The 21,952-nt window shown below is 61.2% G+C and carries 17 protein-coding genes and 2 pseudogenes; 9 read left to right on the top strand and 10 right to left on the bottom strand.

Translation table 11 applies throughout. The features are described from left to right. Window positions 1-7: 7 nt before the first annotated feature. Window positions 8-1,123 carry an FAD-dependent oxidoreductase gene (locus BMX92_RS24280; protein WP_093021496.1) on the bottom strand — a complete coding sequence of 372 codons (1,116 nt, stop codon included), beginning with the start codon at window positions 1,121-1,123 and terminating at the stop codon, window positions 8-10. A gap of 260 nt (window positions 1,124-1,383) precedes the next feature. Here BMX92_RS24280 and BMX92_RS24275 point away from each other — a divergent pair, with 260 nt between their 5' ends. The 5 genes from BMX92_RS24275 (at window position 1,384) to BMX92_RS24255 (ending at window position 11,380) form a co-directional block, all read left to right on the top strand. After that, window positions 1,384-2,286 carry a LysR family transcriptional regulator gene (locus tag BMX92_RS24275; protein WP_093021493.1) on the top strand — a complete coding sequence of 301 codons (903 nt, stop codon included), beginning with the start codon at window positions 1,384-1,386 and terminating at the stop codon, window positions 2,284-2,286. A 369-nt stretch (window positions 2,287-2,655) separates the two neighbouring features. Then, window positions 2,656-5,565 (top strand): TonB-dependent receptor domain-containing protein, encoded by a 2,910-nt coding sequence (locus BMX92_RS24270; RefSeq protein ID WP_177185244.1) that lies wholly within the window; start codon window positions 2,656-2,658, stop codon window positions 5,563-5,565. 81 nt (window positions 5,566-5,646) lie between these two features. Further along, window positions 5,647-7,251 (top strand): carboxylesterase/lipase family protein, encoded by a 1,605-nt coding sequence (locus BMX92_RS24265; protein ID WP_093021486.1) that lies wholly within the window; start codon window positions 5,647-5,649, stop codon window positions 7,249-7,251. Between the two features lie 167 nt (window positions 7,252-7,418). Next, window positions 7,419-10,109, top strand: a complete 2,691-nt coding sequence (locus tag BMX92_RS24260; RefSeq protein ID WP_256213593.1) for a glycoside hydrolase family 2 TIM barrel-domain containing protein — start codon at window positions 7,419-7,421, stop codon at window positions 10,107-10,109. 2 nt (window positions 10,110-10,111) lie between these two features. Beyond that, on the top strand, window positions 10,112-11,380 hold the full coding sequence (locus BMX92_RS24255) for an MFS transporter (protein ID WP_093021480.1): 1,269 nt from the start codon (window positions 10,112-10,114) through the stop codon (window positions 11,378-11,380). A gap of 20 nt (window positions 11,381-11,400) precedes the next feature. Here BMX92_RS24255 and BMX92_RS24250 read toward each other — a convergent pair whose 3' ends face one another. Both BMX92_RS24250 and uxaC read right to left on the bottom strand, forming a co-directional pair. Next, window positions 11,401-12,798, bottom strand: coding sequence for a mannitol dehydrogenase family protein (locus BMX92_RS24250; protein WP_093021477.1), 1,398 nt, complete (start codon window positions 12,796-12,798; stop codon window positions 11,401-11,403). After that, window positions 12,795-14,213: a glucuronate isomerase gene (uxaC, locus tag BMX92_RS24245; RefSeq protein ID WP_093021474.1), complete on the bottom strand. Its 1,419-nt coding sequence runs from the start codon at window positions 14,211-14,213 to the stop codon at window positions 12,795-12,797. The genes BMX92_RS24250 and uxaC overlap by 4 nt, the downstream gene beginning before the upstream one ends. A gap of 148 nt (window positions 14,214-14,361) precedes the next feature. Here uxaC and manD point away from each other — a divergent pair, with 148 nt between their 5' ends. Continuing rightward, window positions 14,362-15,570: a D-mannonate dehydratase ManD gene (gene manD, locus BMX92_RS24240; protein WP_093021471.1), complete on the top strand. Its 1,209-nt coding sequence runs from the start codon at window positions 14,362-14,364 to the stop codon at window positions 15,568-15,570. A gap of 90 nt (window positions 15,571-15,660) precedes the next feature. On the opposite strand, the pseudogene BMX92_RS28220 reads toward manD, so the two are convergent. Further along, window positions 15,661-15,854, bottom strand: a pseudogene (locus BMX92_RS28220) (transposase); the annotation flags it as partial. A 52-nt stretch (window positions 15,855-15,906) separates the two neighbouring features. Between BMX92_RS28220 and BMX92_RS24230 the strand changes: the two are divergent. After that, window positions 15,907-16,668 (top strand): beta-galactosidase small subunit-related protein, encoded by a 762-nt coding sequence (locus BMX92_RS24230; RefSeq protein ID WP_371262528.1) that lies wholly within the window; start codon window positions 15,907-15,909, stop codon window positions 16,666-16,668. Window positions 16,669-16,761: 93 nt separating this feature from the next. Here the strand turns inward: BMX92_RS24230 and BMX92_RS24225 are convergent, their stop codons facing one another. Next, complete coding sequence (locus tag BMX92_RS24225; RefSeq protein WP_256213592.1) at window positions 16,762-17,823, bottom strand: alpha/beta hydrolase; 1,062 nt, start codon at window positions 17,821-17,823, stop codon at window positions 16,762-16,764. A gap of 9 nt (window positions 17,824-17,832) precedes the next feature. Continuing rightward, complete coding sequence (locus tag BMX92_RS28215; RefSeq protein WP_093021465.1) at window positions 17,833-18,021, bottom strand: hypothetical protein; 189 nt, start codon at window positions 18,019-18,021, stop codon at window positions 17,833-17,835. Window positions 18,022-18,040: 19 nt separating this feature from the next. Here BMX92_RS28215 and BMX92_RS24215 point away from each other — a divergent pair. Then, window positions 18,041-18,517, top strand: a pseudogene (locus BMX92_RS24215) (transposase); the annotation flags it as partial. A 39-nt stretch (window positions 18,518-18,556) separates the two neighbouring features. Here the strand turns inward: BMX92_RS24215 and BMX92_RS24210 are convergent. Genes BMX92_RS24210 through BMX92_RS24195 form a run of 4 tightly spaced genes read right to left on the bottom strand, consistent with a single transcriptional unit; the run spans window position 18,557 to window position 21,360 of the window. Then, window positions 18,557-18,955: a plasmid pRiA4b ORF-3 family protein gene (locus BMX92_RS24210; RefSeq protein WP_256213591.1), complete on the bottom strand. Its 399-nt coding sequence runs from the start codon at window positions 18,953-18,955 to the stop codon at window positions 18,557-18,559. 38 nt (window positions 18,956-18,993) lie between these two features. After that, a complete protein-coding gene (locus BMX92_RS24205) occupies window positions 18,994-20,565 on the bottom strand; it encodes an IS66 family transposase (RefSeq protein WP_093021459.1) in 1,572 nt (523 codons plus the stop codon). Between the two features lie 49 nt (window positions 20,566-20,614). Continuing rightward, a complete protein-coding gene (tnpB, locus tag BMX92_RS24200; protein ID WP_256213590.1) occupies window positions 20,615-20,971 on the bottom strand; it encodes an IS66 family insertion sequence element accessory protein TnpB in 357 nt (118 codons plus the stop codon). Continuing rightward, window positions 20,968-21,360, bottom strand: a complete 393-nt coding sequence (locus tag BMX92_RS24195; RefSeq protein ID WP_093021456.1) for an IS66-like element accessory protein TnpA — start codon at window positions 21,358-21,360, stop codon at window positions 20,968-20,970. The genes tnpB and BMX92_RS24195 overlap by 4 nt, the downstream gene beginning before the upstream one ends. 113 nt (window positions 21,361-21,473) lie before the next feature. Here BMX92_RS24195 and BMX92_RS28485 point away from each other — a divergent pair, with 113 nt between their 5' ends. Next, window positions 21,474-21,776, top strand: coding sequence for a transposase (locus BMX92_RS28485; RefSeq protein WP_371262527.1), 303 nt, complete (start codon window positions 21,474-21,476; stop codon window positions 21,774-21,776). Window positions 21,777-21,952 lie beyond the last annotated feature (176 nt).

Below are 21,952 nucleotides of genomic sequence, written 5' to 3'. Positions count from 1 at the left end.
GCCTCTTTCAAATCGGTTGGGAGACCATCGCAAACATGTCTGCGGTGGCCTTGTGATTGTCGATCGCCGGGCCCTTGCCGATCTGGCCGTGGCAGATGGCCAGCGACTTCTCGACGATGAAGCGGCAGCGCTCGTAACGGCGCTCGCGATAGGCGGCGAAGGCGGTTTCGGGATCGTCCGCCTTGCCCAGTTCTTCGGCGAGGACGATGGCGTCTTCGATCGCCATGCCAGCGCCTTGCCCCAGATGCGGCGTGGTCGCATGGATGGCGTCGCCCAGCAGCACCACGCGGCCCCTCGACCATGGCCCTTCCACGAAAATCGCTTCGAGCGGGCGATAGACGACCGCGTCGTTATCAGTGATCTGCGCGGCCAGAGCCTGAATTTGCGGCGCGGCGTTGGTAAGCTTGGACCGCATCGCTGCGGCCAGTTCTTCTGTAGAGTAGAAGGGGTTGCCCGGCTCCGGGCTGGTGGCGAACAGGTAAATCTGTTCCGCGCTCATGGGGACCAGACCGACACCGATCGGACCATTATAGACATGCAGGGCGTCCAGCCCTTCCGGTCGCGGGAAGTTGTAGCGCCAGACTCCTTGCCCGGTAAATTCCGGCTTTCCAGCTTCGGGCAGGATCATGTCGCGAATCTGGGAATAGGCGCCGTCCGCGCCAACAACTATGGCATAGCGGCCTGCGCCCCCGTCGGAGAAGGCGACGGTAACGCCATCGCCATCATCGTTCAATGTTGCAACGGTGACGCCCAGACGGATTTCCGCACCGAGCGCCTTTGCACTGTCGCCTAGAACCTTTTGCAAGGCGCGGCGGCCGATGCCGACATTGGCGGGCTTGCCCGGAACAAGGGTGGGGGAAGGGATGCGTGCGACCCGGTCGCCGCTGGGAATGTAGATTTCAACGGCGTCGAAGCCACAGGCGGCATCGAGGAAAGTGTCTAGTACGCCAAGTTGGTCCATCGCACGGACCACGTTCGACTGCTGGATGATGCCGACGCCATAGACCGACCATTGGGGATCGCGCTCGATCACCGTCACGACATGCCCTGCACGCAACAAGGCGATGGCGGCGGACAAGCCGCCTATTCCGCCACCGACGATCAATATATTGGCCTTGTCCATAGAGAGGCTGCTTTCCGAAGTATGAAGAGAGGCATTGGACTGAACCGGTCGCGACCCGTGGTCGCGACAGACGCGTTCCTGAAATAATCAGTAAGGGGATGACGCGCGTTGCAGGACCGGCATCGTTACGGGCCACAATCTTCTGTTCACGGCTTCCTTCTCCCATCCATTCTCTGGCGAATGCATGGGGAGTGACATGCTATGGGGAAGCAGTAAAATGGATCAAATATGTGAAAATGCATTGATAGGATTGATTATATATGAGATTGGATCGCTTCGACCTCAATCTGCTGGTCGCGTTCGACGTATTGGTCGAGGAGCGCAACGTCACGCGTGCGGCCAAGCGGCTCAACCTGACCCAATCGGCCATGAGCGCTGCTTTGCGCCGCCTGCGTGATGCGTTCGCCGATGATATTTTGGTACAGCATGGCAAGAAGATGATTCCGACCGCCGCCGCTCTGTCGCTCGCGCCGGAGATTGCCGCGATGGTCGGTGACCTGCGGGCGCTCATCGCGCGGGGCCTGACCTTCAACCCGGCCGAGAGTCAGCGGAGTTTCCGAATCGTCGCGTCGGATTATGTGACGACCGTTCTGATCGGCCCTCTCGTCCAGCATCTGCAACGGATTGCGCCGCACATCCGGCTGGAAATCACCTTGCCGCGTAATGACATTCAGGCGCGGCTGGAAGATGGCGACATCGACCTCATCATTTCGCCCGACCGCTTCCTAGGTGGGCCGCATCCGCGCGTGACCCTGTTCGAGGAACGCTATGTCGTCGTCGGCTGGTCCGGCAATCCGTTATTGCAGAAAGGCCTGACTGAGGATGTCTATCATCAGGCCGGGCATGTCGCGGTTAGCGTATCCCGCGACGGAACCTTCATCGACAATCATCTTCGTGATCATGGCGATCGCCGGCGGATCGAAATCGTCTGCGCCGCTTTTAACCAGGTAGCGTGGCTTCTGCCGGGAACTACCAGACTCGCACTGATGCACGAGCGGTTGGCGACGGTCATGGCAAAGGCTCTCCCATTGCGCATCATGCAGCCGCCCATGGCATTACCTGTGATGTGCGAGATGATGCAATATCATGAAGCGCGCGGAGCGGACCCCGGGCTGTCCTGGCTTCGCCATCAACTTGTCGATGCCGCGCAAAGCGCCGACTAGAAGGCGTGCTGACAACAGGTCAGAATTGGTCAAGCAATGATCAGCGGGAAATATGTGGCGGCTAGACATATTCCGTTCGAGACAGCCATGTCATTCCGCGCCACACCATAGGTAGCTTTGTCCCAATGATCCCAGAGAAAGGACATCGAGACGCCTAGTGATCATTGAAATAAGCCTATGCACCCGTGCCGACTGAATCATTAATTCCATAGATGGTATTGAAGTCATAAAATTCACTGGTTTAATGGTCTACCTCTCAATAGGAAATTGGACATACCAAATCCGTCCATGAACGGCTAGATTGAGGGGATCGACATGCGCTGCGGCGAACGCCTAAAATATTTCGGACAGCCTTACACCGGTGCTATCTTGTCGGCCAAAGCTGTTTTCCTCGCAGGCGCCAGCGCCTGTCTCGTACCTGGAGCAGCAACGGCGCAGGGTGGCGAGGCGGCCGTAGCGCCTGCGCCGCAGGAGACGCCTCAGGCGGCTGAAGCTAGTGGGCAGGATATTATCGTAACCGCTTCCCGCATCGCCCGCAGCGGCTATACCGCGCCGACGCCCACTACGGTCGTTGGTCAGGAGTTTTTAGAGGCGCGCGCCATCACCAATATTGGCGATGCACTCAACAGGGTGCCGGCTTTCCGCGCAGCGGTGTCCCCCAATGCCGGTGGCCTGGGCAATTCGGGCGCATTTTTGGCCGATTTACGTGGTCTGGGATCGACGCGCACTCTCGTACTTCTGGATCGTGCGCGTCTGCCGCAAACGATCGTACCGGGGCTCACCACATCTGCTGGGTCGACCGACCTTAATGTCATTCCGACGGTACTGATCAAAAACAGCGATGTCGTGACGGGGGGGGCGTCGGCGGCTTATGGTTCAGACGCGATCGCCGGCGTCGTCAATTTCCAGATCGACGATCGATTTGTTGGGATCAAGGGATCGGCTCAATATAGCCAGACGCGTTATCATGACGCCAAAAGCAAATTCGCGACCCTCGCCGGTGGCGCCAGTTTTGCCGATGGACGCGGCCATCTGGTCGTGGGCTTCGAATATAATGACGATGGCGGCACGTCGATCTATAACACCAAGCGCGGCTGGGGGCGTGAGGCGTGGAACACGGCGACCCTCGCCAACCGTCCCGCCGGCACCCCCAACAATGTGTTGGGCCCGAACGGCAACTATTATGGCACGGCCAGCAGTGGCGGCCTGATCCTGACGGCAGGTCCGCTGCAAGGTCTCGCTTTTGTTCGCAACAATGCTGGCGCTGTGACCACGACGACATTCAATCGTGGCCTCAGCAACCTTACAGCCAGTCTCGATTTCTTCAGTCCGACGGCACTGGCCGCCAATATCGCCGCAGGCATCAACAATCTCAATCCGCAGCAGCTTCGCCCCGAACAATCACGGTTCAATGCGATGGCCAAGCTGTCATTCGATGTGAACGACAGCCTGAACTTCTTCGTCGTGCCGATGTATTCGAACGTGCGGACCGAGGGCGCGATCATCATTCGGCGTGACGGCGCAGGCGCCGGGCCTGCCCTCAATATCGCGAGAGACAATGTTTATCTGGCGCAAGCGCTCACTCCGGCGCAATTGGCATTGGTGCCAGCGGGCGGGATTTCTCTTGGTTATTCGGGGCAGGACTTCGGACCTAGCCGCCGCATCATCGAGAATGAACTATTCCGCGTCCAGGCCGGGCTGAAGGGCGATCTGGGGGGATCGTGGAAGTGGGATGCATCCTACCTCTATGGCCAGAATATTTCGAGCGTCTCGATCGCAAACACCTTTAACACCGCCAATTTTCGTAACGCGATCGATGCCGTGAACCTGAACGGCCAGATCGTGTGCCGCAATGCTTCTGCGCGTGCCGCCGGATGCGCGCCGATCAATATTCTTGGTTCGCCTGACGTATCGGATGTCGCGCGATCCTATATTCTGGGCACTGCCAGAGGGCGCGGCAAGACCGAACTGAACGATTTTTCCGCGAATATTCAGGGCGAACCCTTCTCGACCTGGGCGGGTCCTGTGTCGATCGGGTTGGGCGCGGAATATCGCAGGGAATCCGTGCAATTGTCGACGGACGCTCTGTCGCAGGTAAATGCATGGTCGACCGGCACCGGCATCACCCTTCCCAAGGTTAGCCAGAACGTCAAGGAAGCCTATGTAGAGACTATCGTTCCGCTTGCGCAGGACATGGCCATTGCTCGCAAGATCGAGTTTAATGGGGCAGCGCGCATCACGGACTACAGCACGTCGGGGCGCGTTGTTACCTGGAAGGCCGGACTGACATGGGAAGTCGTGGAGGGGCTGATGTTCCGCACCACCCGGTCGCGCGACATCCGGGCCCCAAACCTGATCGAGTTGTTCACGCCGCAAACGCAGTCGCTGCCTTTGCCTGCCGATCCGCGCCCGGGTCTTCCACGTCCCAGCAACAGCGCCGGTTTCGTCGTGGGCGGCAATCGCGACCTGACGCCGGAAAAATCGATCACTCAGACCATCGGCGTCAGTTGGCAACCCGGCTTCGCACGCGCCCTGCGCCTGTCGGCTGACTATTATAATATTGGCATCAAGGACGCGATCACCTCGTCCAGTCCGCAAAATGTCGTGAACAACTGCTTTCTGGCTGGCACATATACGGGCAATGACTGGTGTTCGCTCCTGAATTTCGCGAATAACGATCCGGTGTCGGGAGAATTGATCGGCGCACGGGGCATCACCGCAAATGTTGCCCAGTTCAGGACGAAGGGTTTCGATTTTCAGGCCACCTATTCCCAACCGCTGGAGGATATCGGTCTGGCTGGAAAGCTGACCGCGAATATGTTGGCCACGCATGTCCTGACGTTCAAATCGTCCGTTGACGTATCGACCCTCTTCCCGAACGGCATCGACCGTGCCGGTCAGACGGGTGCGCAATTCAATGGGCCGGCGGGATTGCCGAAATGGCTGGTCAACTTCACGCTGGATTATGAGCTGGGTGGTTTCGGATTGAACGCCAACGCACGATGGGTTTCGGCGTCGTATCAGAATAACGGCCTTTTCGGTCCCGATCAGGACGGATATAATCCGGTGCTCACGACCAGCATCACTGACAACAATATCCCAGCAGTCGCGTATCTCGATCTTGGGCTCCGCTACGCTTTTGGGTCCAACAAGCAATTCACCGTCTATTTCAACGTCGATAATGTCTTCGACAAGGACCCGCCGCTGCCCGCCAATGGCAGCGCCTATTACGACCTGATGGGCCGCACCTATAAGGGAGGCGTGCGCTTCAACTTCTGAACTGTCTTGGCGGCGGCGACCCTTTCGGGCGCCGCCGCTTTCTAGCCGGTTTTACTCGATGATCTACGTGAACAGGGCGCCATGAAGACATTCATACTGATTTCCCTAGGGCTATTCGGTCTTGGCGCGCTGTCCTTACCCGTGCAGGCGGCTCCTGCCACACCGCATGCCGTGATCGATACGGGCGAGGTGGAGGGGGTAAACCTGCCTGCCGGCGCGCAGGCCTATCTCGGCATTCCTTACGCGACGCCCCCGGTGCGCGACCTGCGCTGGCGTGAACCGCAAGCGCCCCGGAAATGGAGCGGCGTCTTCCACGCGGATCGCTACGCGCCGCAATGCGTCCAGCCTCAGCGTGGCATTTTGACCAATAGCTACTCCGGCGCAGAAATTACCAGCGAAGACTGTTTGTATCTCAACATATGGACCGGTGCATCGCTCAGGAAAGCGCCCGTGATCGTCTATATCCATGGCGGCGCTTTCTTTATCGGTTCGTCGTCCATGCCCTTGTACGGTGGCGAGGCAGTGAGCCGCGAGGGAGCCGTCTTCGTCAATTTCAATTACCGGCTCGGGACGCTGGGCTTTCTTGCGCACCCCGACCTTTCGAAAGAGTCGCCGCACGGCACATCGGGCAATTATGCTCTTCTCGATCAGGTCGCGGCCCTGCAATGGATCAAGCGCAACATTGCCCGCTTCGGCGGCGATCCCGATAATGTCACGATTGCCGGTCAATCGGCTGGATCCATGTCTGTCGGCCTCTTGCAAGCATCTCCGCTGGCGCGGGGGTTGTTCCATCGCGCGGTCGGGATGAGCGGCTCCGCTCTGGAAGGTCCGAGCGTCATACCTCCCAAAGCAGCGGCCGAGCAGGAAGGGTTGAAGCTTCAGACGGTGCTGCGTGCGAAATCTCTGGCCGAACTCCGCGCCATGCCGGCCGACCGCCTTGCGCCGCCCCGTTCCGCCGACGGGCCAAAAATCGGTCCCATCGTCGATGGCTATCTTCTTACGAAGCCTCTGGATCAGATTTTCGCGCGATCCGAACAAAATGACGTGCCGCTGCTGTTAGGCTTCACCCATGATGAATCCTTTGGCGGATTGGGACCGGTGTCCGATCTTGCAGATTATCGGGCAAAGGCGGCAGCGAAATTTGGCGACCATGCCTCCGCCTTCCTTACGCTCTATCCCGCATCCGACGATGCGCAGGCACGCGAGCAGGCGCGCCTTGCCGACAGGGACGGCACGATGGTGATTGGGATGGACGCCTGGGCAAGGATGCAGGCGGCGCATGGCAGGGCGCCGTTGTTCACATATGAATTCTCACGCCAGCCCGCCTTCGCGCCGAGCCTTGTCCTGACCGACATGAATCCGGCAACGGCCGGAGCCTATCATACGTCGGAGGTTCCCCTCTGGCTCGGCACGCTGGACAGCTTCAACCGCTTTCGGCATGCCCGCGACTGGACGGCTGCGGATCATGCATTCAGCCTAGCGATGACGCGATCGCTCGTCGCCTTCGCGCGTACTGGCAATCCGTCTACCCGGGACATGGCCTGGCCTGCTTATGATCCATCCAGCCGTCAGCTATTGGAATTGGGAAAAACGGCGCAGATCGGTCGCTGGCCGAACAGGCTGAAACTCGATTTCTTCCGGTCGCTGATCAAAGCGGAGCCGACAGCCGCTGCCGTGCGGGAATGAATGCGCAAAAGGTGCAGGGCTGCACCCATGCATCTTGCCGATCCGCTACGCGGCCTTTGAGGCGGCCTAGCGGGTCGGAATTCACCGCTGCGACGGATTGACAAATCAGACCATTGTCTTGACTGTGGTCATACCATTTTAATGACAGTATCACGCAGGAGAGTTTTGTGCGCACCAGCCCTATGATCGTCGCGTCGTCCGTGCTCCTGTCTGTGGCATGTGCGCCTTCCCTCGCACTGGCGCAATCTGCTGCCGTTTCCAGCGTAGCGGCGGGGCGGCATGACGCCATGCTCTCGTCCGGCTGGATGTTTCAACTCGGCGATGAGGCCCAGCCGCCTGCGCAAGGCGCCGGCTGGCAACCGGTCGAGGTGCCCCATAGTTGGAATCGCATCGGCACCTATGCGGCGGGAAGCCCCGCCGCAGCGACCCTCAACCGGAAAGTCGATCAGACGCGAGGCACCGGCTGGTATCGCCTGACGCTTCCGGCCAATGCGATCAGCGGGACGCAGCGGCTATGGCTGGAATTCGGTGCGGCCAGCCGAACCGCAGAGGTCTGGCTGAACGGCAAAAAGCTTGGCGATCATGCAGGCGGATTTTCGCGTTTCCGTTTCGACGCGACCGACGCCTACCAGCCGGGCAAGGACAATGTCCTGCTGGTCAAGGTCGATAATCGATCGCCGGACGATGCCGGGGTTCAGCCCACGTTGCCGCTTGCGGGCGACTTCTTCGTACATGGCGGCCTCTATCGCCCGGTGAAGATGGTCGTCACCCAGCCAGCGCATTTCGCCATGCTCGACCATGGCGGCAGCGGTGTCTATGCGCATACACGCGCCATCGACAGCGGTCGCGCCACCATATCTGTGCTCGGTCGCTTCAATAATGACGCGGCCCGGCCGCTCCGTGGCCAGATGCTGATCCGCTTTCTCGACAAGGATGGGCGTGAAGTCGCGCGTCAGGCCAGCCCGGTGCAGATCGCCGCCAGTGGTGCGGCCGAAGCGCGCGCTGAACTCGCCATCGACAACGCCCATCTGTGGCAGGGGACAGCGGACCCCTATCTTTACACGATGGTGGCCGAATTGCGCGACGCCAAGGGGGCGGTGCTCGACAGCGTCAGCCAGTTCTACGGCGTGCGTACTATGGCGCTGGATGTCGATCGCGGCTTCATTCTGAACGGCAAGCCTTATCCCCTCCATGGCGTTGGCCTGCATCAGGACATCGGCGCGAACGGATGGGCGCTGACCGACGCCGACATCAAATCGATGGTGGCGACGATCAGGGAAATGGGCGCGAACACGATCCGGCTTACCCATTATCAGCATGGCCCGGTGGTGCATGATCTGGCGGATCGGCTTGGCCTCGTCCTGTGGGACGAGATTCCGCTCGTTTCAGCATGGACGCTGAAGTCGGAGGAGAAGGAAGCGCCCAAGGCCGTGGCCGATAATGCCCGCCAGCAACTGGTCGAAATGATCCGGCAGAATTACAATCATCCGTCCGTCGCCGTATGGAGCATTGCGAACGAGGTCGATTTCGGCCCCAATCGGCCGGGTTTCATCGGCAAGCAGGTGGAGCAGGTGCCGGACCCGCGCGGGCTGCTGACCGATCTTAACGCACTCGCCAAGGCGGAAGATCCGACCCGTCCCACCGCGCTCGCCAATTGTTGCGAGGACAGGGGGATGGACGGCGTGCCGGATGTGTCGGGCATCACCGATGCACTGGGTATCAACCGCTATATGGGCTGGTATTATGGCAAGGCTGAGGATTTCTCCGCCGTTCTGGACAGCCAGCACCGCAAACATGCCACGCAGCCGCTGGCCCTGACCGAATATGGCGGCGGCGGCGCCACGTCGCAGCATACGGACAATCCGTTGGGCGGCCCGATCAATCCGTCCGGCGGGGATCAGCCCGAGGAGTATCAGGCATGGTTGCACGAACAGATCTGGCCGCAGATCAGCGGCAAGTCTTATCTCTGGGGCAGCTGGCTATGGAACAGCTTCGATTTCGCGACGATGGTCCGCAAGGAAGGCGATTCGATCGACATCAACACTAAGGGGCTGGCCACTTATGATGGCGCGATCCGCAAGGATGCCTGGTGGTATTATCGGGTGAACTGGTCGAAGGCCCCGGCGGTGCAGATGGCAGGCAAGCGCTATGTCGACCGTGCCTATGGCATCACGGACATCAAGATATACAGCAATGCGCCTGAAACCGAATTGCTGCTCAACGGCAAGTCGATTGGCACGATGCGAGGCTGCGCCTTTGCCACCTGCGTCTGGCCGGGCGTTCGTTTGTCGGCGGGATCGAACCATGTCGAAGTGAGGGCGCGCTTCGCCGATGGCGTTCGCACGGATGCGGTCGACTGGACGCTGAATGCTGATACTGCCAATGCCTTCCGTATCGACAGCGGCGCGATCCTCGCCGCCAAGGCTGGCCTGCGCTATGGTTCGGATGCCTTTTTCGAAGGTGGCGCGGCCGGAACCACGGACACGCGCAAGAGCCGCTGGAGCCCGATCCAGCCTGCAAAGATCGAGGGGACGGCGGATCGCGATCTGCTGGCGTCATTCCGGTCGGGCGATTTCCGCTATCATATTCCGGCCAAGCCGGGCCGTTACACCGTCATTCTTCACTTCGTCGAACCGGCACTGGAAAAGGGCAAGCGGTTGTTCGACGTGACGGTCAATGGCAAGACGGCGCTTGCCGGACTGGACGTGGCCGCCGCCGCAGGCGGAACGCTTAAGGCAATCGAGCGGCGCGTATCGGCAACTGCCGGAGCCGAGGGCATCGTCCTAGCCTTCAAGCCCAGGGTCGGCGAAGCGGTCGTGTCAGCGATCGAGGTGGTTCCCACCGATAAGGCGCGCTGACCATGGCGGGCGAACGGAAAAGGCCGATCCGTCACTTGCGCTGGTGGATTATCAGTCTGGTGACGATCGGCACCGTTCTCAACTATCTCGCGCGCTCCACGCTGTCGGTGGCGGCTCCCACGCTCAAGGATGAGCTGGGAATGGACACCGAAAGCTACAGCTATGTCGTGCTGACGTTTCAGCTCGCTTATACCGTCATGCAGACAGTGGCGGGCGCGGTGCTCGACTTGCTTGGGACGCGGCTGGGTTTTTTTCTGTTCGCGGTCGGATGGGCGCTCGCCAATATGGCGCATGGCCTCGCCTCGACATGGCAAGGGCTGGCTTTCTTTCGCGGCCTGCTCGGCGCGACCGAGGCAGCGGCAATCCCCGCTGGAGCCAAATCTGTGTCGGAATGGTTCCCGGCGCGCGAACGGCCGCTGGCGACCAGCGCGTTCCAGATGGGCACCAGCGTCGGCGCGATCGCCGCGCCCCCCATCGTCGTCTTTTGCATCCTGACTTGGGGGTGGGAATCGGCTTTCCTCGTCACGGGTGCGCTCAGCTTGCTTTGGGCGGTCCTGTGGTGGTTCGGTTATGAGACGCCTGCCCGGCACCAGCGCCTGAGCGACGCCGAGCGCGGGCTGATCGCAGCAGGGCAAAGCGGGGCTGAGGAATCGGGCAGGCCATCGACCCGCAAGGAGGTTCTGAAGTCTCGCGGCTTCTGGGCGATCGCGATTCCGCGCTTTTTCGCCGAACCGGCGTGGCAGACCTTCAATTTCTTCATCCCGCTCTATCTGGTCGCGGTCTGGAAGCTGGATCTCAAGAGCATCGCCCTGTGGGCGTGGATGCCGTTTCTGGCGGCGGACCTTGGATCGCTGGCCGCTGGCCTGTTGCCGCCCTGGCTCATGCGCCGCGGCGCGAGCGTGCTGGGATCGCGTAAGATCACCATGTCGATCGGTGCGGTCTGCATGATCGGCCCGGCCTGCATCGGCCTTGCCGGGTCGCCGGGTCTTGCCATCGGGCTGTTCTGCGTGGGCGGCTTTGCGCATCAGATGCTGAACGGCGCGCTCATCACCCTATGCTCGGACGTGTTCGACAGCCGCATGGTCGGCACCGCCAGCGGCATGGCGGGCACCGCCGCGTGGATCGGCGGCATGCTCTTTACGCTCGCGATCGGGCAGAGCGCCGATGCTTTCGGCTATGCGCCGCTCTTCGTGATGCTGGGTGCGCTCGACCTGATCGGTATGGCGATGTTGTGGTTCCTGCTGCGGGGCAGGAAAGCCAAAGCGGCCTGACGCGCTCGCTTGCCCGTGCTTCAGGCGCGGGCAAGCGCCGCCATCAGTTGCTCCATGGACATGGCGTTCGCGGTCCAAAAAGCGGCAAACAGGCCATCCGCGCCGAACAGCGCCCGTGCGAAAGCGGCGTCATCCTGTTGCGCCAGTGGCGTCAATCGATCGGCTATCGGGTCTTCGACCGGTCCCCAAACCGGCACATTGTCCCCGCGCAGATGTGCGCGCCATGCGGCGAGCGCCGCCAGAATCGCTGGACAGGCCTTGTCCTTCTGCTGGTGATGAGCCAGCGTTTCCAGCCAGCGTTGGGGAATCTTCTGGCTACCGTCCATCGCGATCTGGATCAGGCGATGGTTGAGCGCCGGATTGGCGAAGCGATCCAACAGAGCGTCGGCATAGGCGGACAAATCCTGATCGCTCGCCGCAATGATGCTAGGCAGGGCCTCGTCCCGCATCAGCGCTTCGACGACGGGGCGGATGGCGGGATCTGCCACCGCTTCATGGACGAAGCCATGCCCGCGTGCGAGGCCGAGATAGGCCAGCGCGGAATGCGCGCCATTCAGCATGCGCAGCTTGGCCATTTCATAGGGCGCGACATCGGCGACCAGTTCCGCGCCGACCTGATCCCAGGCGGGGCGGGGGCCCGCGAACCGATCCTCGATCACCCACTGGCTGAACGGTTCGGTGACGACCGCGCCTTCGTCCGTCTGGCCAAGCGCCAGGGCGGCTGCCGTCCGGTCTTGGGCTGTGGTCGCGGGGACGATACGGTCCACCATGGCGCAGGGGAAGCGGCATTGCGCGGCGATCCATTGCGCCAGATCGGGGTCGCGCGCGGCGACGAAGTCGACCAGCAACGCTTCAAGCTGACGCCCGTTATTGGCGAGATTGTCGCATGACAGCAGCGTCAATCCGGGCAGGCCCTTTTGCGCCCGCACCTTCAACCCGGCCTCCAGCAGGGGATAGATGCTGCCCGACTCCGCTGCGGTCCGATCGATCGAACCGTCGGCGGTCCGGCAATAGCCCTTTTCCGTTACAGTAAAGGTCAGGATGTGCGTGTGTGGGCTGGCGATCGCAGCGATCACCGCATCAGGCTCCCGGCTGGCGACCAGCACGGTTTGCACCGACTGAAGGACTTCGACCGACCTGCTCTGCGCGCTGCAAGTGGTGATGCTATACAGCCCGTCCTGCGGGTTAAGCTGGTCGGCCACGCTGGCCGATCGCATCGACACGCCCGTAATCGTCCAGGCCATGCCGTCGATTACTGCCGCCCGGTCGGTGTACCAGGCTTGATGCGCGCGGTGAAACGCGCCGATGCCGAAATGCACGATAGCTGGCGCCTGCGCTTCCCGCGGATGATCCGCGCGGCCGATCTGCGACGGCAGCAGCGACAGCGTCGCGGCCGACAGTCGGTGCGGCGCGTTCACAGCCGGTACGCCTTTTTGGCCAGCCGATAGGTCAGATCATGCGCCAGTTCGGCCGCCTCCCAGTCCGCGATCCGATGTTCGGCCACCAATTGGGCGAGAAAACCGCAATCGATCCGGCGGGCGACATCGTGCCGCGCCGGAATGGACAGGAAAGCGCGGGTATCGTCGTTGAAGCCGACCGTGTTGTAGAAGCCCGCTGTTTCCGTCGTCATATGGCGGAACCGGCGCATGCCTTCCGGACTGTCATGGAACCACCAGGCTGGCCCCAGCTTGAGCGAGGGATAATGACCCGCCAGCGGCGCCAGTTCGCGGGCATATACGCTTTCGTCCAAAGTGAAGAGGATGATGGACAGGTCGCGCTCATTACCGAAGCGGTCGAGCAAAGGTTTGAGATTATTGACGAATTCCGTGCGCATCGGAATGTCTGCGCCCTTGTCGCGGCCGAAGCGCAGAAACAGGCTGGCGTTATGGTTACGGAACGATCCAGGGTGGATCTGCATGACCAGCCCGTCGTCCACGCTCATGGCGGCCATCTCCGTCAGCATTTGCGCGCGGAACAGTTCGGCATCCTGAGGAGCGAAGGCCCCTGCGGAGATTTTGGCGAACAGCGCAGCGGCCTCGTGCGGATCGAGATCGGCGGTGCGGGGCGTGGGATGCCCGTGATCGGTGGACGTCGCGCCCATCGCCTTGAAGAAGGCGCGGCGTTGGCGATGGGCCGCGAGATAGCCATGCCAGCTGAGACAATCCTCTCCAGTAAGCTCGCTCAGCCGGCCAAGATTGGCGGCGAAGCCTTCAAATTCGGGGTCGACCACCGGGTCGGGGCGATAGGCGGTGATCACTTTGCCCTGCCAGCCACCCGTCTTTCCATTTTCGGCGCGAATGGCGGCATGATGCTCCAGCGTGTCGAGCGGGCTTTCTGTCGTGGCGATCAGCTCGATACGGTAACGATCGAACAGGGCACGGGGGCGGAATCCGTCGGACGCGAGCATTTCGGTGATCGTGTCATAATAGAGATCGCTGGTCCCGGCGTCGAGCTGGATGCCCATGCCGAATACCTCCGCGAACACCCAGTCGAGCCACATGCGCGACGGCGTGCCCCGGAACAGGTGATAATGGTCGGCGAGGATGCGCCACGCTTCGCGCGGGTCAGCGTCGGGATTGCCGATGCCGAGCGACTCCAGAGGAATGCCCTGGGAATAGAGCATACGGAACAGATAATGATCGGGCTTCAACAGCAGGGCGGAAGCGTCTCCGAAGGGTTCGTTCTTAGCGAACCATGCCGGATCGGTGTGGCCATGCGGACTGACGATGGGCAACGCGGCGATACCTTCATACAGGCTCCGCGCGATGGCCCGGATGGCAGGATCGCTCGGGAACAGCCGGTCAGGATGTAACTCCAGCGCATGGTTCTTCATCGAAATTCCCCGTTCCATTCTGCATGCCCAATGCCCGCATTCCAAAACCGGGCGGTAAAGACATATGGTCTATTGCTATAAATAGGTAAAGCCAATATTGGGATAATGGTTAGGGCAGAATGTCCATGGGTCATGTAGGAGGGCATATATGAAGATCGCATCGGCAAAGGTCATCGTGACCTGTCCAGGCCGCAATTTCGTCACGCTCAAGATCATGACGGATCAGGGTGTTTATGGCATCGGCGACGCCACCATGAACGGGCGCGAAAAGGCTGTTGTCGCGTATCTTGAGGACCATGTGCTTCCCTGCCTGATCGGCATGGATCCGCGCCGGATCGAGGATATCTGGCAATATCTGTATCGGGGCGCCTATTGGCGGCGCGGTCCTGTCACCATGCGCGCTATCGCCGCAGTCGACGTCGCGCTGTGGGACATCAAGGCCAAGATGGCGAACATGCCGCTTTATCAGTTGCTGGGCGGGCGCAGCCGGGACGGTGTGATGGTCTATGGTCATGCCAATGGCAGCGACATCGCTGAAACTGTGGACGCTGTGGGCCAGTATATCGACTTGGGCTATAAGGCTATCCGCGCGCAGACCGGTGTTCCTGGGATCAAGGATGCCTATGGCGTCGGCCGGGGCAAGCTTTTCTACGAACCGGCCGACGCGGCGCTGCCGTCCGTCACCGGGTGGGACACGCGCAAGGCGCTCAACTATGTGCCAAAGATGTTCGACAAGCTGCGCGAAACCTATGGTTTTGACTATCATCTGCTGCATGACGGCCATCACCGCTACACGCCGCAGGAAGCCGCCAATCTGGGCAAGATGCTGGAACCCTATCAATTGTTCTGGCTGGAAGACGTCACCCCGGCCGAAAATCAGGAAGCGTTCAAGCTGATCCGTCAGCATACGGTGACGCCGCTGGCCGTGGGCGAAATCTTCAACACGATCTGGGACGCCAAGGATCTGATCCAGAACCAGTTGATCGACTATATCCGCTGCACCATCGTCAGTGCAGGCGGCGTCACCCATCTGCGCCGCATCGCCGATCTGGCGAGCCTCTATCAGATTCGCACCGGCAGCCATGGCGCAACCGACCTGTCCCCGGTGACGATGGGCACGGCGCTGCATTTCGACACTTGGGTGCCCAATTTCGGTATTCAGGAATATATGCGGCATACAGAAGAAACCGACGCTGTCTTCCCGCACGATTACAGCTTTGAGAAGGGTGAGTTGTTCTGTGGTGAGACGCCGGGTCATGGCGTCGATATCTGCGAGACGCTGGCCGCCAAATATCCCTACCAGCCCGCCTATCTGCCGGTGGCGCGACTTGAAGATGGCACCATGTGGAACTGGTGATATAGGTTTCTGTAGGCGGGGCGGCCCGACCACCGATCGGCCTGACCCTGTCCCCGTTCTGCCAGCGGCCAGAATGACAGATCCGGCATTTCATCGGCCGGTGTTAACCCCGGCCGATGAAGCAAATTCGGCTGGCGTCATGAACACCAGGGATGTGTGAGGTCGGGTCTCGTTGAAATCCTTCCGCCACGCTTCGATCCTGCTCTTGGCGTCGTCCAAAGACAAGAACCAGTGTGTGTTCAGCATTCATCGCGCAGCCGACCGTTGAAGCTTTCCACGAAGGCCTCGTTCGGCGGCTATAATCTGGCGACCGGTAACGGCACCGTCACGATCGCCATGACACGGGGCAATGATTACAAGACGCGCATCTATCGCGGCGACCTGTCGGGCACATTCGGTACCGGCCCCATCGAACATAATGTCCTAATCGGCGTCGCCTACAGTACCCGCGACGACTATGCACTGCGCGACGGCGCGGCGCGCTTCACGGTGCGTTACACCATGGTGGGTGATGGATCGGTCGGCGTGGACAGCAGCTTCACCCCCCTGAAACAGGATCTGCCGCCGCCCTTCCGCATCGGGCTGGCGTTCGATCTGCCGACCGACCTCGACATGGTGGAATGGTATGGACGCGGCCCGCATGAAAGCTATGTCGACCGCAAGACGTCCGCCCCGATCGGGCTGTGGCGCGGCAAGCTGGCAGCGCAGAACCATGATTATATCCGGCCGCAGGAAACCGGGAACAAGGTCGATGTCCGCTGGATGGAGCTGTCGGGCGGCGGCCATGGGCTGCGCGTGCAGGGCGACCAGGCGCTGATGATGAACGCGCTGGCCTTCCCCTATGCGGACCTCGACCGACGCAAGCCGGGAACATGGAAGTCCAGCGACATAAAGCCGCACGACCATGGCACCTTGCTGATCGACGCAGCGCAATGGGGCATTGGCGGCGACACGGCCTGGAGCGAATTCGGGAAACCCATGGCACTCTATCGCACGAGCAGCACCGAAACCCGGTTCAAGGTCCGGTTGACTCCATTTTCCGGGCTGGGCACGACACCGGAAAAGGCTCTGCCGGCGCAGGCAACGGGCGAGGAATAAGATAGGGCAGGGGGTAGGGGCGCGCGCAGGAAATCAGTGCCCGCCTCTCCCCTTCGACGATGCGCTATCCGGAAAAACCGCGCAGAAATATTGTCATGAAATCCCCAGTCCGCGTTTCAGCGCCAGGACTTTCGCCTCGTTGAACTGTTTCGCGATCAGGCTGTCGGGCGTGAGAACATCGAATCCATGGAATGCGCCGGGAAGCACCAGCAGCTCCACCGGCACCCCCGCATCGCCCAGGCGGCGCGCATATTCGACATCCTCATCGAAGAACAAATCTATGGACCCCACGCCGATGAAAGCCGGGGCCAGACCTTTGAAATTCTGCAAGCGGGCGGGAACCGCTCCCTTCGGCGCGGTGGAACCGCCGGGTTCTACGCCAAGGAAGGATTTCCAGCCGAACCTGTTGCTATATGGGGTCCAGATCAATGTGCCCTGATGCCTGGCGACGGGGCGGCTGGTGCCCGTGCGATCATCCAGCATCGGATAGATCAGGCACTGGAAAGCGATCGGGATCTCGCCACGATCGCGCGCCGCGATGGCCAGCAGGGCGGCGTGACCCCCGCCCGCGCTTTCACCGACCAGAGCGATCCGGGCGGGTTCCGCGCCCACTTCGTCGGCATGGTCGTACAGCCATTTCAGACCCGCATAATTATCCTCCAGCGATCCGGCGTAGGTTGTTTCCGGGGCAAGCCGATATTCGACCGTGATGGCCGTGCAATCCAGCGCAAGGCATAGTTTCTGAAGCTCTGCTATCGATGCTTCCGCCGATCCGATGATGAAGCCGCCGCCGTGCGTATGCAGCAACGCAGGGCGCTTCTGGCCGGGCTTTGCGTTCAGAATATAGATGGTGACGTCGGGTTGCCCCTTCGATCCGGGGATGATGCGCTTCTGGACCGGGACCGTCACGGGGATCGGTGAGACGGGTGGTGGCGTCTTGCGGGCGATGGCCAGATTGTCAGGGCCAATGGGAGGATAGCCGGCGCCATCCAGCATCCGCGCTGCGAAGGGCCGAAGTTCCGGCGTGACCGTTTCCAGAATGAACGCGCGATCGGCGGCGGATGTAGCCGCCAGCAGGGATGTCGGGCGAGCCAGAGGCGCAAGCATGGCTGCCATCATGACGCTCCTGATCGTGTCGCGGCGGGTGATATGCATGGGCACCTCTCAGCTTGTCATGGTGGATGACTGTCCCGACGCGCGTTTCCAGAGCCATCGGCGCATGGCGATGCCGGCCCGGTCGGACGCGAGGGATATTTCGAACATATCATCTGCGCAAGTCGCGGAAACCAGACGCTCTATCGCGGTCAGCGCCTCGACATCTTCAGTAAATGCGGCGGTAAGCTGCCCGTGCATCTAGGTAAAACACAAAGGAAAGCGGGCCGTTCACGGCCTCAAGGCCCACGTTGGCGCCGATGCCGATACCGCGTTGGTCGAGGAAGTGTCGATTACATCGGCCAATATCAATGACGGCAAAGCAGGTCCCGATGCCTTGCCCGACAATCCCGGTGAGGTGTTTGCCGACAGCGCCTATCGCGGCAATCACTTTTGTGGTGCCGTGCTGGCAAAGGGCGGCATTCCCCGGATCGTCGCCACCGGCATGTGGGGCCGCGACGAAGCTGAAACGCTCCGTAAGCTGCATGAATGGAATCAACCGATCCATCGGGTGCGCGCCCGCGTCGAGAAGATTTTCGGGACATGGAAGCGATGCTACGGCCTGCGCCGAATGCGATGGCGAGGTCTCGCCAAAGGCTCTCCTGAGCGTAGTCGAAGGGCCGCCGTCCAAGTCCGCCTCACCGCCATTGCCTACAACCTCAAGCGCACGATGAATATTCTTTCCGTTCCAGCATGATATGTAAGCGCCGACGGAAGGCGGTGTTGACGCGGCCTGTCAGGCTTTGCGGCGTGTCCGCGGCGCCCATTTTTTCGCGAGCGCTTCCAGCCTTGCCTCGATCAGGGGGATATCGGGCTGGGCGTTGGGATCATGGTCGTCGCCAAAGTCGTAGAGATATCGGAAGGTCCTGCGCCTCGTATCCGCCAGGACCTGGGCGAGAGTGGCCTTACGGGCGTCGAGCGGCCCGTCGAAGCCATATTCAGGATCAGGGATGCCGAAGCCGGTCTGCCCGAAGCGCATTTCCCACAGATGAGAGTCCGTCCACGAGAAGGCGGTCTGGATGACGGTGTGCAGACGGTCGAGGCGGATATTGAGCGGCACCTCCAGCGTTCGGCTCACGGCCGGTGTCACATCGTCCAGCGTAATCTTCATCCGCACGATAGTGCTGTTGCTCACGTAGCCTTCTCCAGATCGCTGCTCAGCTTTGATGCCTGTCATCTCCAGGGTAAAAAGTCATCGATCTGATTGATCGGGTAGTTGCCGATGCGCTCGATGACGTCGGTGAACCACGCCTCGGGCTCGACGCCGTTGAGCCGGCATGTGCCGGCCAGGGAGTAGAAGAGCGCCGCCGCTTGTCCCCCTTTCATGGAGCCGACGAACATCCAGTTCCGACGCCCGAGCGCGACCCCGCGCAGGGCGTTTTCCACAAGATTGTTGCTGATCTCGAGCCGACCGTCGTCGCAGTAGCGGATCATGGCCTGCCAGCGGTTGAGCGGATAGCGACACGCACGCGCCAGATTGCTGTCGGAAGACAGGCCTCGGTTCTGTGTTTCGAGCCAGACGCGCAAAGCCTCCAGCTTCGGCACCGCCTTGATCTGGCGGATGCGTTTCCGCTCATCGGGTGGCGCACCCTTGATATCGCGCTCGATGGCGAAGAGTTCGGCGATCCGCACGACCGCCTCCGCCGCGATCGGTGACGGGCTTTTTTCCAGTATGTCGGTAAATTTCCTGCGCGCGTGGCTCCAGCATCCTACTTCGACGATGTCCCTGGGCGCCTTGGTTTTGGGGGCGCGGTAAAGCGCGTTATAGCCCGCAAAACCGTCCGCCTGGAGATACCCCTGATAGCCGGCGAGATGTTCTGCCGGATGCGCTCCGCCACGATCGGCGCTGAAGCGGAAGGCTACGGCAGGCGGGCTCATGTCACCGCTTGAACGATCATCGCGCAGATACACCCAGAAGTGCCCGGTCCGGCTGCCGTCACCATTGCCCAAAAACGTGACCGGCGTGTCGTCCCCATGGATTTTGGCGGCTTTCCGGATATAGGCGAACAACCGCTCGCCCAGCGGCGCCAGCAGCCCCGCCAGTTTTCGCGCCCAGCGGCTCATCGCATCCCGATCAATGTGAAGCCCAACGCGGTGGAAGATTACCGACTGCCGGTGCCAGGGCTGGTGATCGACAAAGCGATTGACGACGAGGTGGGCCAGCAGGGCGCTGCTCGCCATCACCTTGGGCAGCGGCAGATCGACAGCGGGCGCTTGTCGGATCTGTTCGCAGGATCGGCACGCCAGCCTGGGCCGGACATGGCGGATGACGCGGAAGCGTGCAGGGACATAGTCGAGAACCTCAGTGACGGCCTCGTCGATCTGCACTGACGGTCCATTACAACCGGCACTGCACGGGCCGGGCTGATGATCAACGGTCTGACGCGAGAAGTGTGCGGGAAGCGGAACGCGGCCGCCGGATTTGCGGGCCGATTTCATCACGGGCGGCGCCGACACCTCATCGTTTGCCGGTTCCGGGGCTTCGACCTCCTCGAACATCAGCCGCAGCTGGGCGATATCCATTTTCTTGGAGCTGCGGCCGAACTGGACGCGCAGCAGCCGCGCGACACGATGCTCGAGCTTTTCGATCCGCAAGGTCTGGGCTTTGACGGTGGCTTGCGCCGCCGTCAGTTCGGCCCGCTCCTGCTCCATGACATCGGCCATTTCCAGGAGCATTTTCTGCAGGAGGACAGGGTCTGTGGGAAGGCGATCAAGGGCGAACCGCATGCCGCCGATAATAGCCAAAGCCCACGGTAAATCCTACATGAAATGGCGGTTTTCCTGATCTTTTTGGCTATGCGAGCCTCGGCGTGATCACCTCGTCGTGGACGATCGCTTGCTTCCAGTTCAGCCCTTCAACCAGCATCGCCATCTGGGCTGCCGACAGGCGGAGCGCGCCCTTATGAGCACGAGGCCACACGAACTTCCCGCGCTCGAGACGCTTCGCATACACGCATAGCCCGGACCCGTCCCAGACCAAGGCCTTCAACCTGTCGCCCCTTTTCCCGCGGAACAGGAAAACCGCCCCCGAGAAGGGATCAAGCTGAAGAATATTGCGCACCTGCGCCGACAGCCCATCAAACCCCTTGCGCATGTCGCACGGCGCCAGCGACAGATAGATTTTCGTCGAAGGCGGGAACGCCAGGCTCAATGATCCAGCTCCCGCAGGACATCGAGCACCTGTTTCAGGGCGGCCCGATCGACCTCGGCATCAACCAACACCGTCAGGCCGCACCGCCCTCGAACCTCAATCCGCCCAGCTTCCCGAGCTTTGGCCGTCGGCGAAGACGATGCCAGTTCGACCGGCACGAAGCCTGCCATCGCTCCGCAGAGCAGTTGCTTACGCCAAGTGTAAAGCTGGCCTGTGCCTATCCCATGCCGCCGGGCCACGGCCGATATGACGACGCCAAGTACCGTCGTCTCCTTCAGGATCGCCAACTTCTCCTCGTCGCTCCAGTTCCGACGCCGCTCCACCCGTACAAGCGCTCCGCCATCTCCGCGACCGCCCATACGAGGATCGTTTGACTGCTCGAAGTCCATGCTCACGCCTCCTCAAAGGCCGCGAGCTTTCCTATTCCGGTGCCGGCAACAAGGTAAGCGGTGTTTTCTACCGACCTTGCACGGCGTGGTGATTGAGGCAGACGTTGGGCGGTATGGAAGCCCACAGCCTTACGAGCGCACTGGACACCCGCACTGTAGTTAGTCTGGAGCCTGTCCGCCGCCCTGAGGTGCTCGGCAGCATGGCAGGTCGGCGACGGATCTGGACGCTGGAGCAGAAGCTGGCGATAGTCGGGGAGATGGCGCGTTGCGGGAACATCGCCGAGTTCTCCCGCCAGCACGACATTCGCACGTCGCTGCTCTACACGTGGCGCCGGGAGCTGCGCTATGCGTTGGAAGCAGGTCAGGCCACCAGCCATGCTGAACCGATGTTTGTGAGGTGGGCTCGCCTTCTTTGACAGGTTGGCGGTTAAGTTAAGCTCATCCTGGTTGTTGTTGATGCCGCCATTTGGGTGATCAAATCCTGGAGGGCATGCCCCCCCCCCAGGATTTGAAGCGCCGATTTGCCCATATGCCTCGCCTGGGGTTTTCCCTGCAAGGCGTGAATGCGGACGATGGTTGTCATAATAGGCGA

The organism is Sphingobium sp. YR768, from assembly GCF_900111125.1.
Taxonomy (GTDB): Bacteria; Pseudomonadota; Alphaproteobacteria; order Sphingomonadales; family Sphingomonadaceae; genus Sphingobium.
The sequence above is the reverse complement of the archived record's forward strand: the minus strand, read 5'-3'. Positions and strand labels throughout refer to the sequence as shown.

Excerpts from the sequence above, each read along its gene's own strand:
- BMX92_RS24280 (WP_093021496.1), bottom strand. The coding sequence starts at position 1,123 with ATGGACAAGGCCAATATATTGATCGTCGGTGGCGGAATAGGCGGCTTG.
- BMX92_RS24275 (WP_093021493.1), top strand. The coding sequence starts at position 1,384 with ATGAGATTGGATCGCTTCGACCTCAATCTGCTGGTCGCGTTCGACGTA.
- BMX92_RS24265 (WP_093021486.1), top strand. The coding sequence starts at position 5,647 with ATGAAGACATTCATACTGATTTCCCTAGGGCTATTCGGTCTTGGCGCG.
- BMX92_RS24255 (WP_093021480.1), top strand. The coding sequence starts at position 10,112 with ATGGCGGGCGAACGGAAAAGGCCGATCCGTCACTTGCGCTGGTGGATT.
- uxaC (WP_093021474.1), bottom strand. The coding sequence starts at position 14,213 with ATGAAGAACCATGCGCTGGAGTTACATCCTGACCGGCTGTTCCCGAGC.
- manD (WP_093021471.1), top strand. The coding sequence starts at position 14,362 with ATGAAGATCGCATCGGCAAAGGTCATCGTGACCTGTCCAGGCCGCAAT.
- BMX92_RS24230 (WP_371262528.1), top strand. The coding sequence starts at position 15,907 with ATGACACGGGGCAATGATTACAAGACGCGCATCTATCGCGGCGACCTG.
- BMX92_RS24225 (WP_256213592.1), bottom strand. The coding sequence starts at position 17,823 with ATGCATATCACCCGCCGCGACACGATCAGGAGCGTCATGATGGCAGCC.
- BMX92_RS28215 (WP_093021465.1), bottom strand. The coding sequence starts at position 18,021 with ATGCACGGGCAGCTTACCGCCGCATTTACTGAAGATGTCGAGGCGCTG.
- BMX92_RS24195 (WP_093021456.1), bottom strand. The coding sequence starts at position 21,360 with ATGGACTTCGAGCAGTCAAACGATCCTCGTATGGGCGGTCGCGGAGAT.
- BMX92_RS28485 (WP_371262527.1), top strand. The coding sequence starts at position 21,474 with ATGGAAGCCCACAGCCTTACGAGCGCACTGGACACCCGCACTGTAGTT.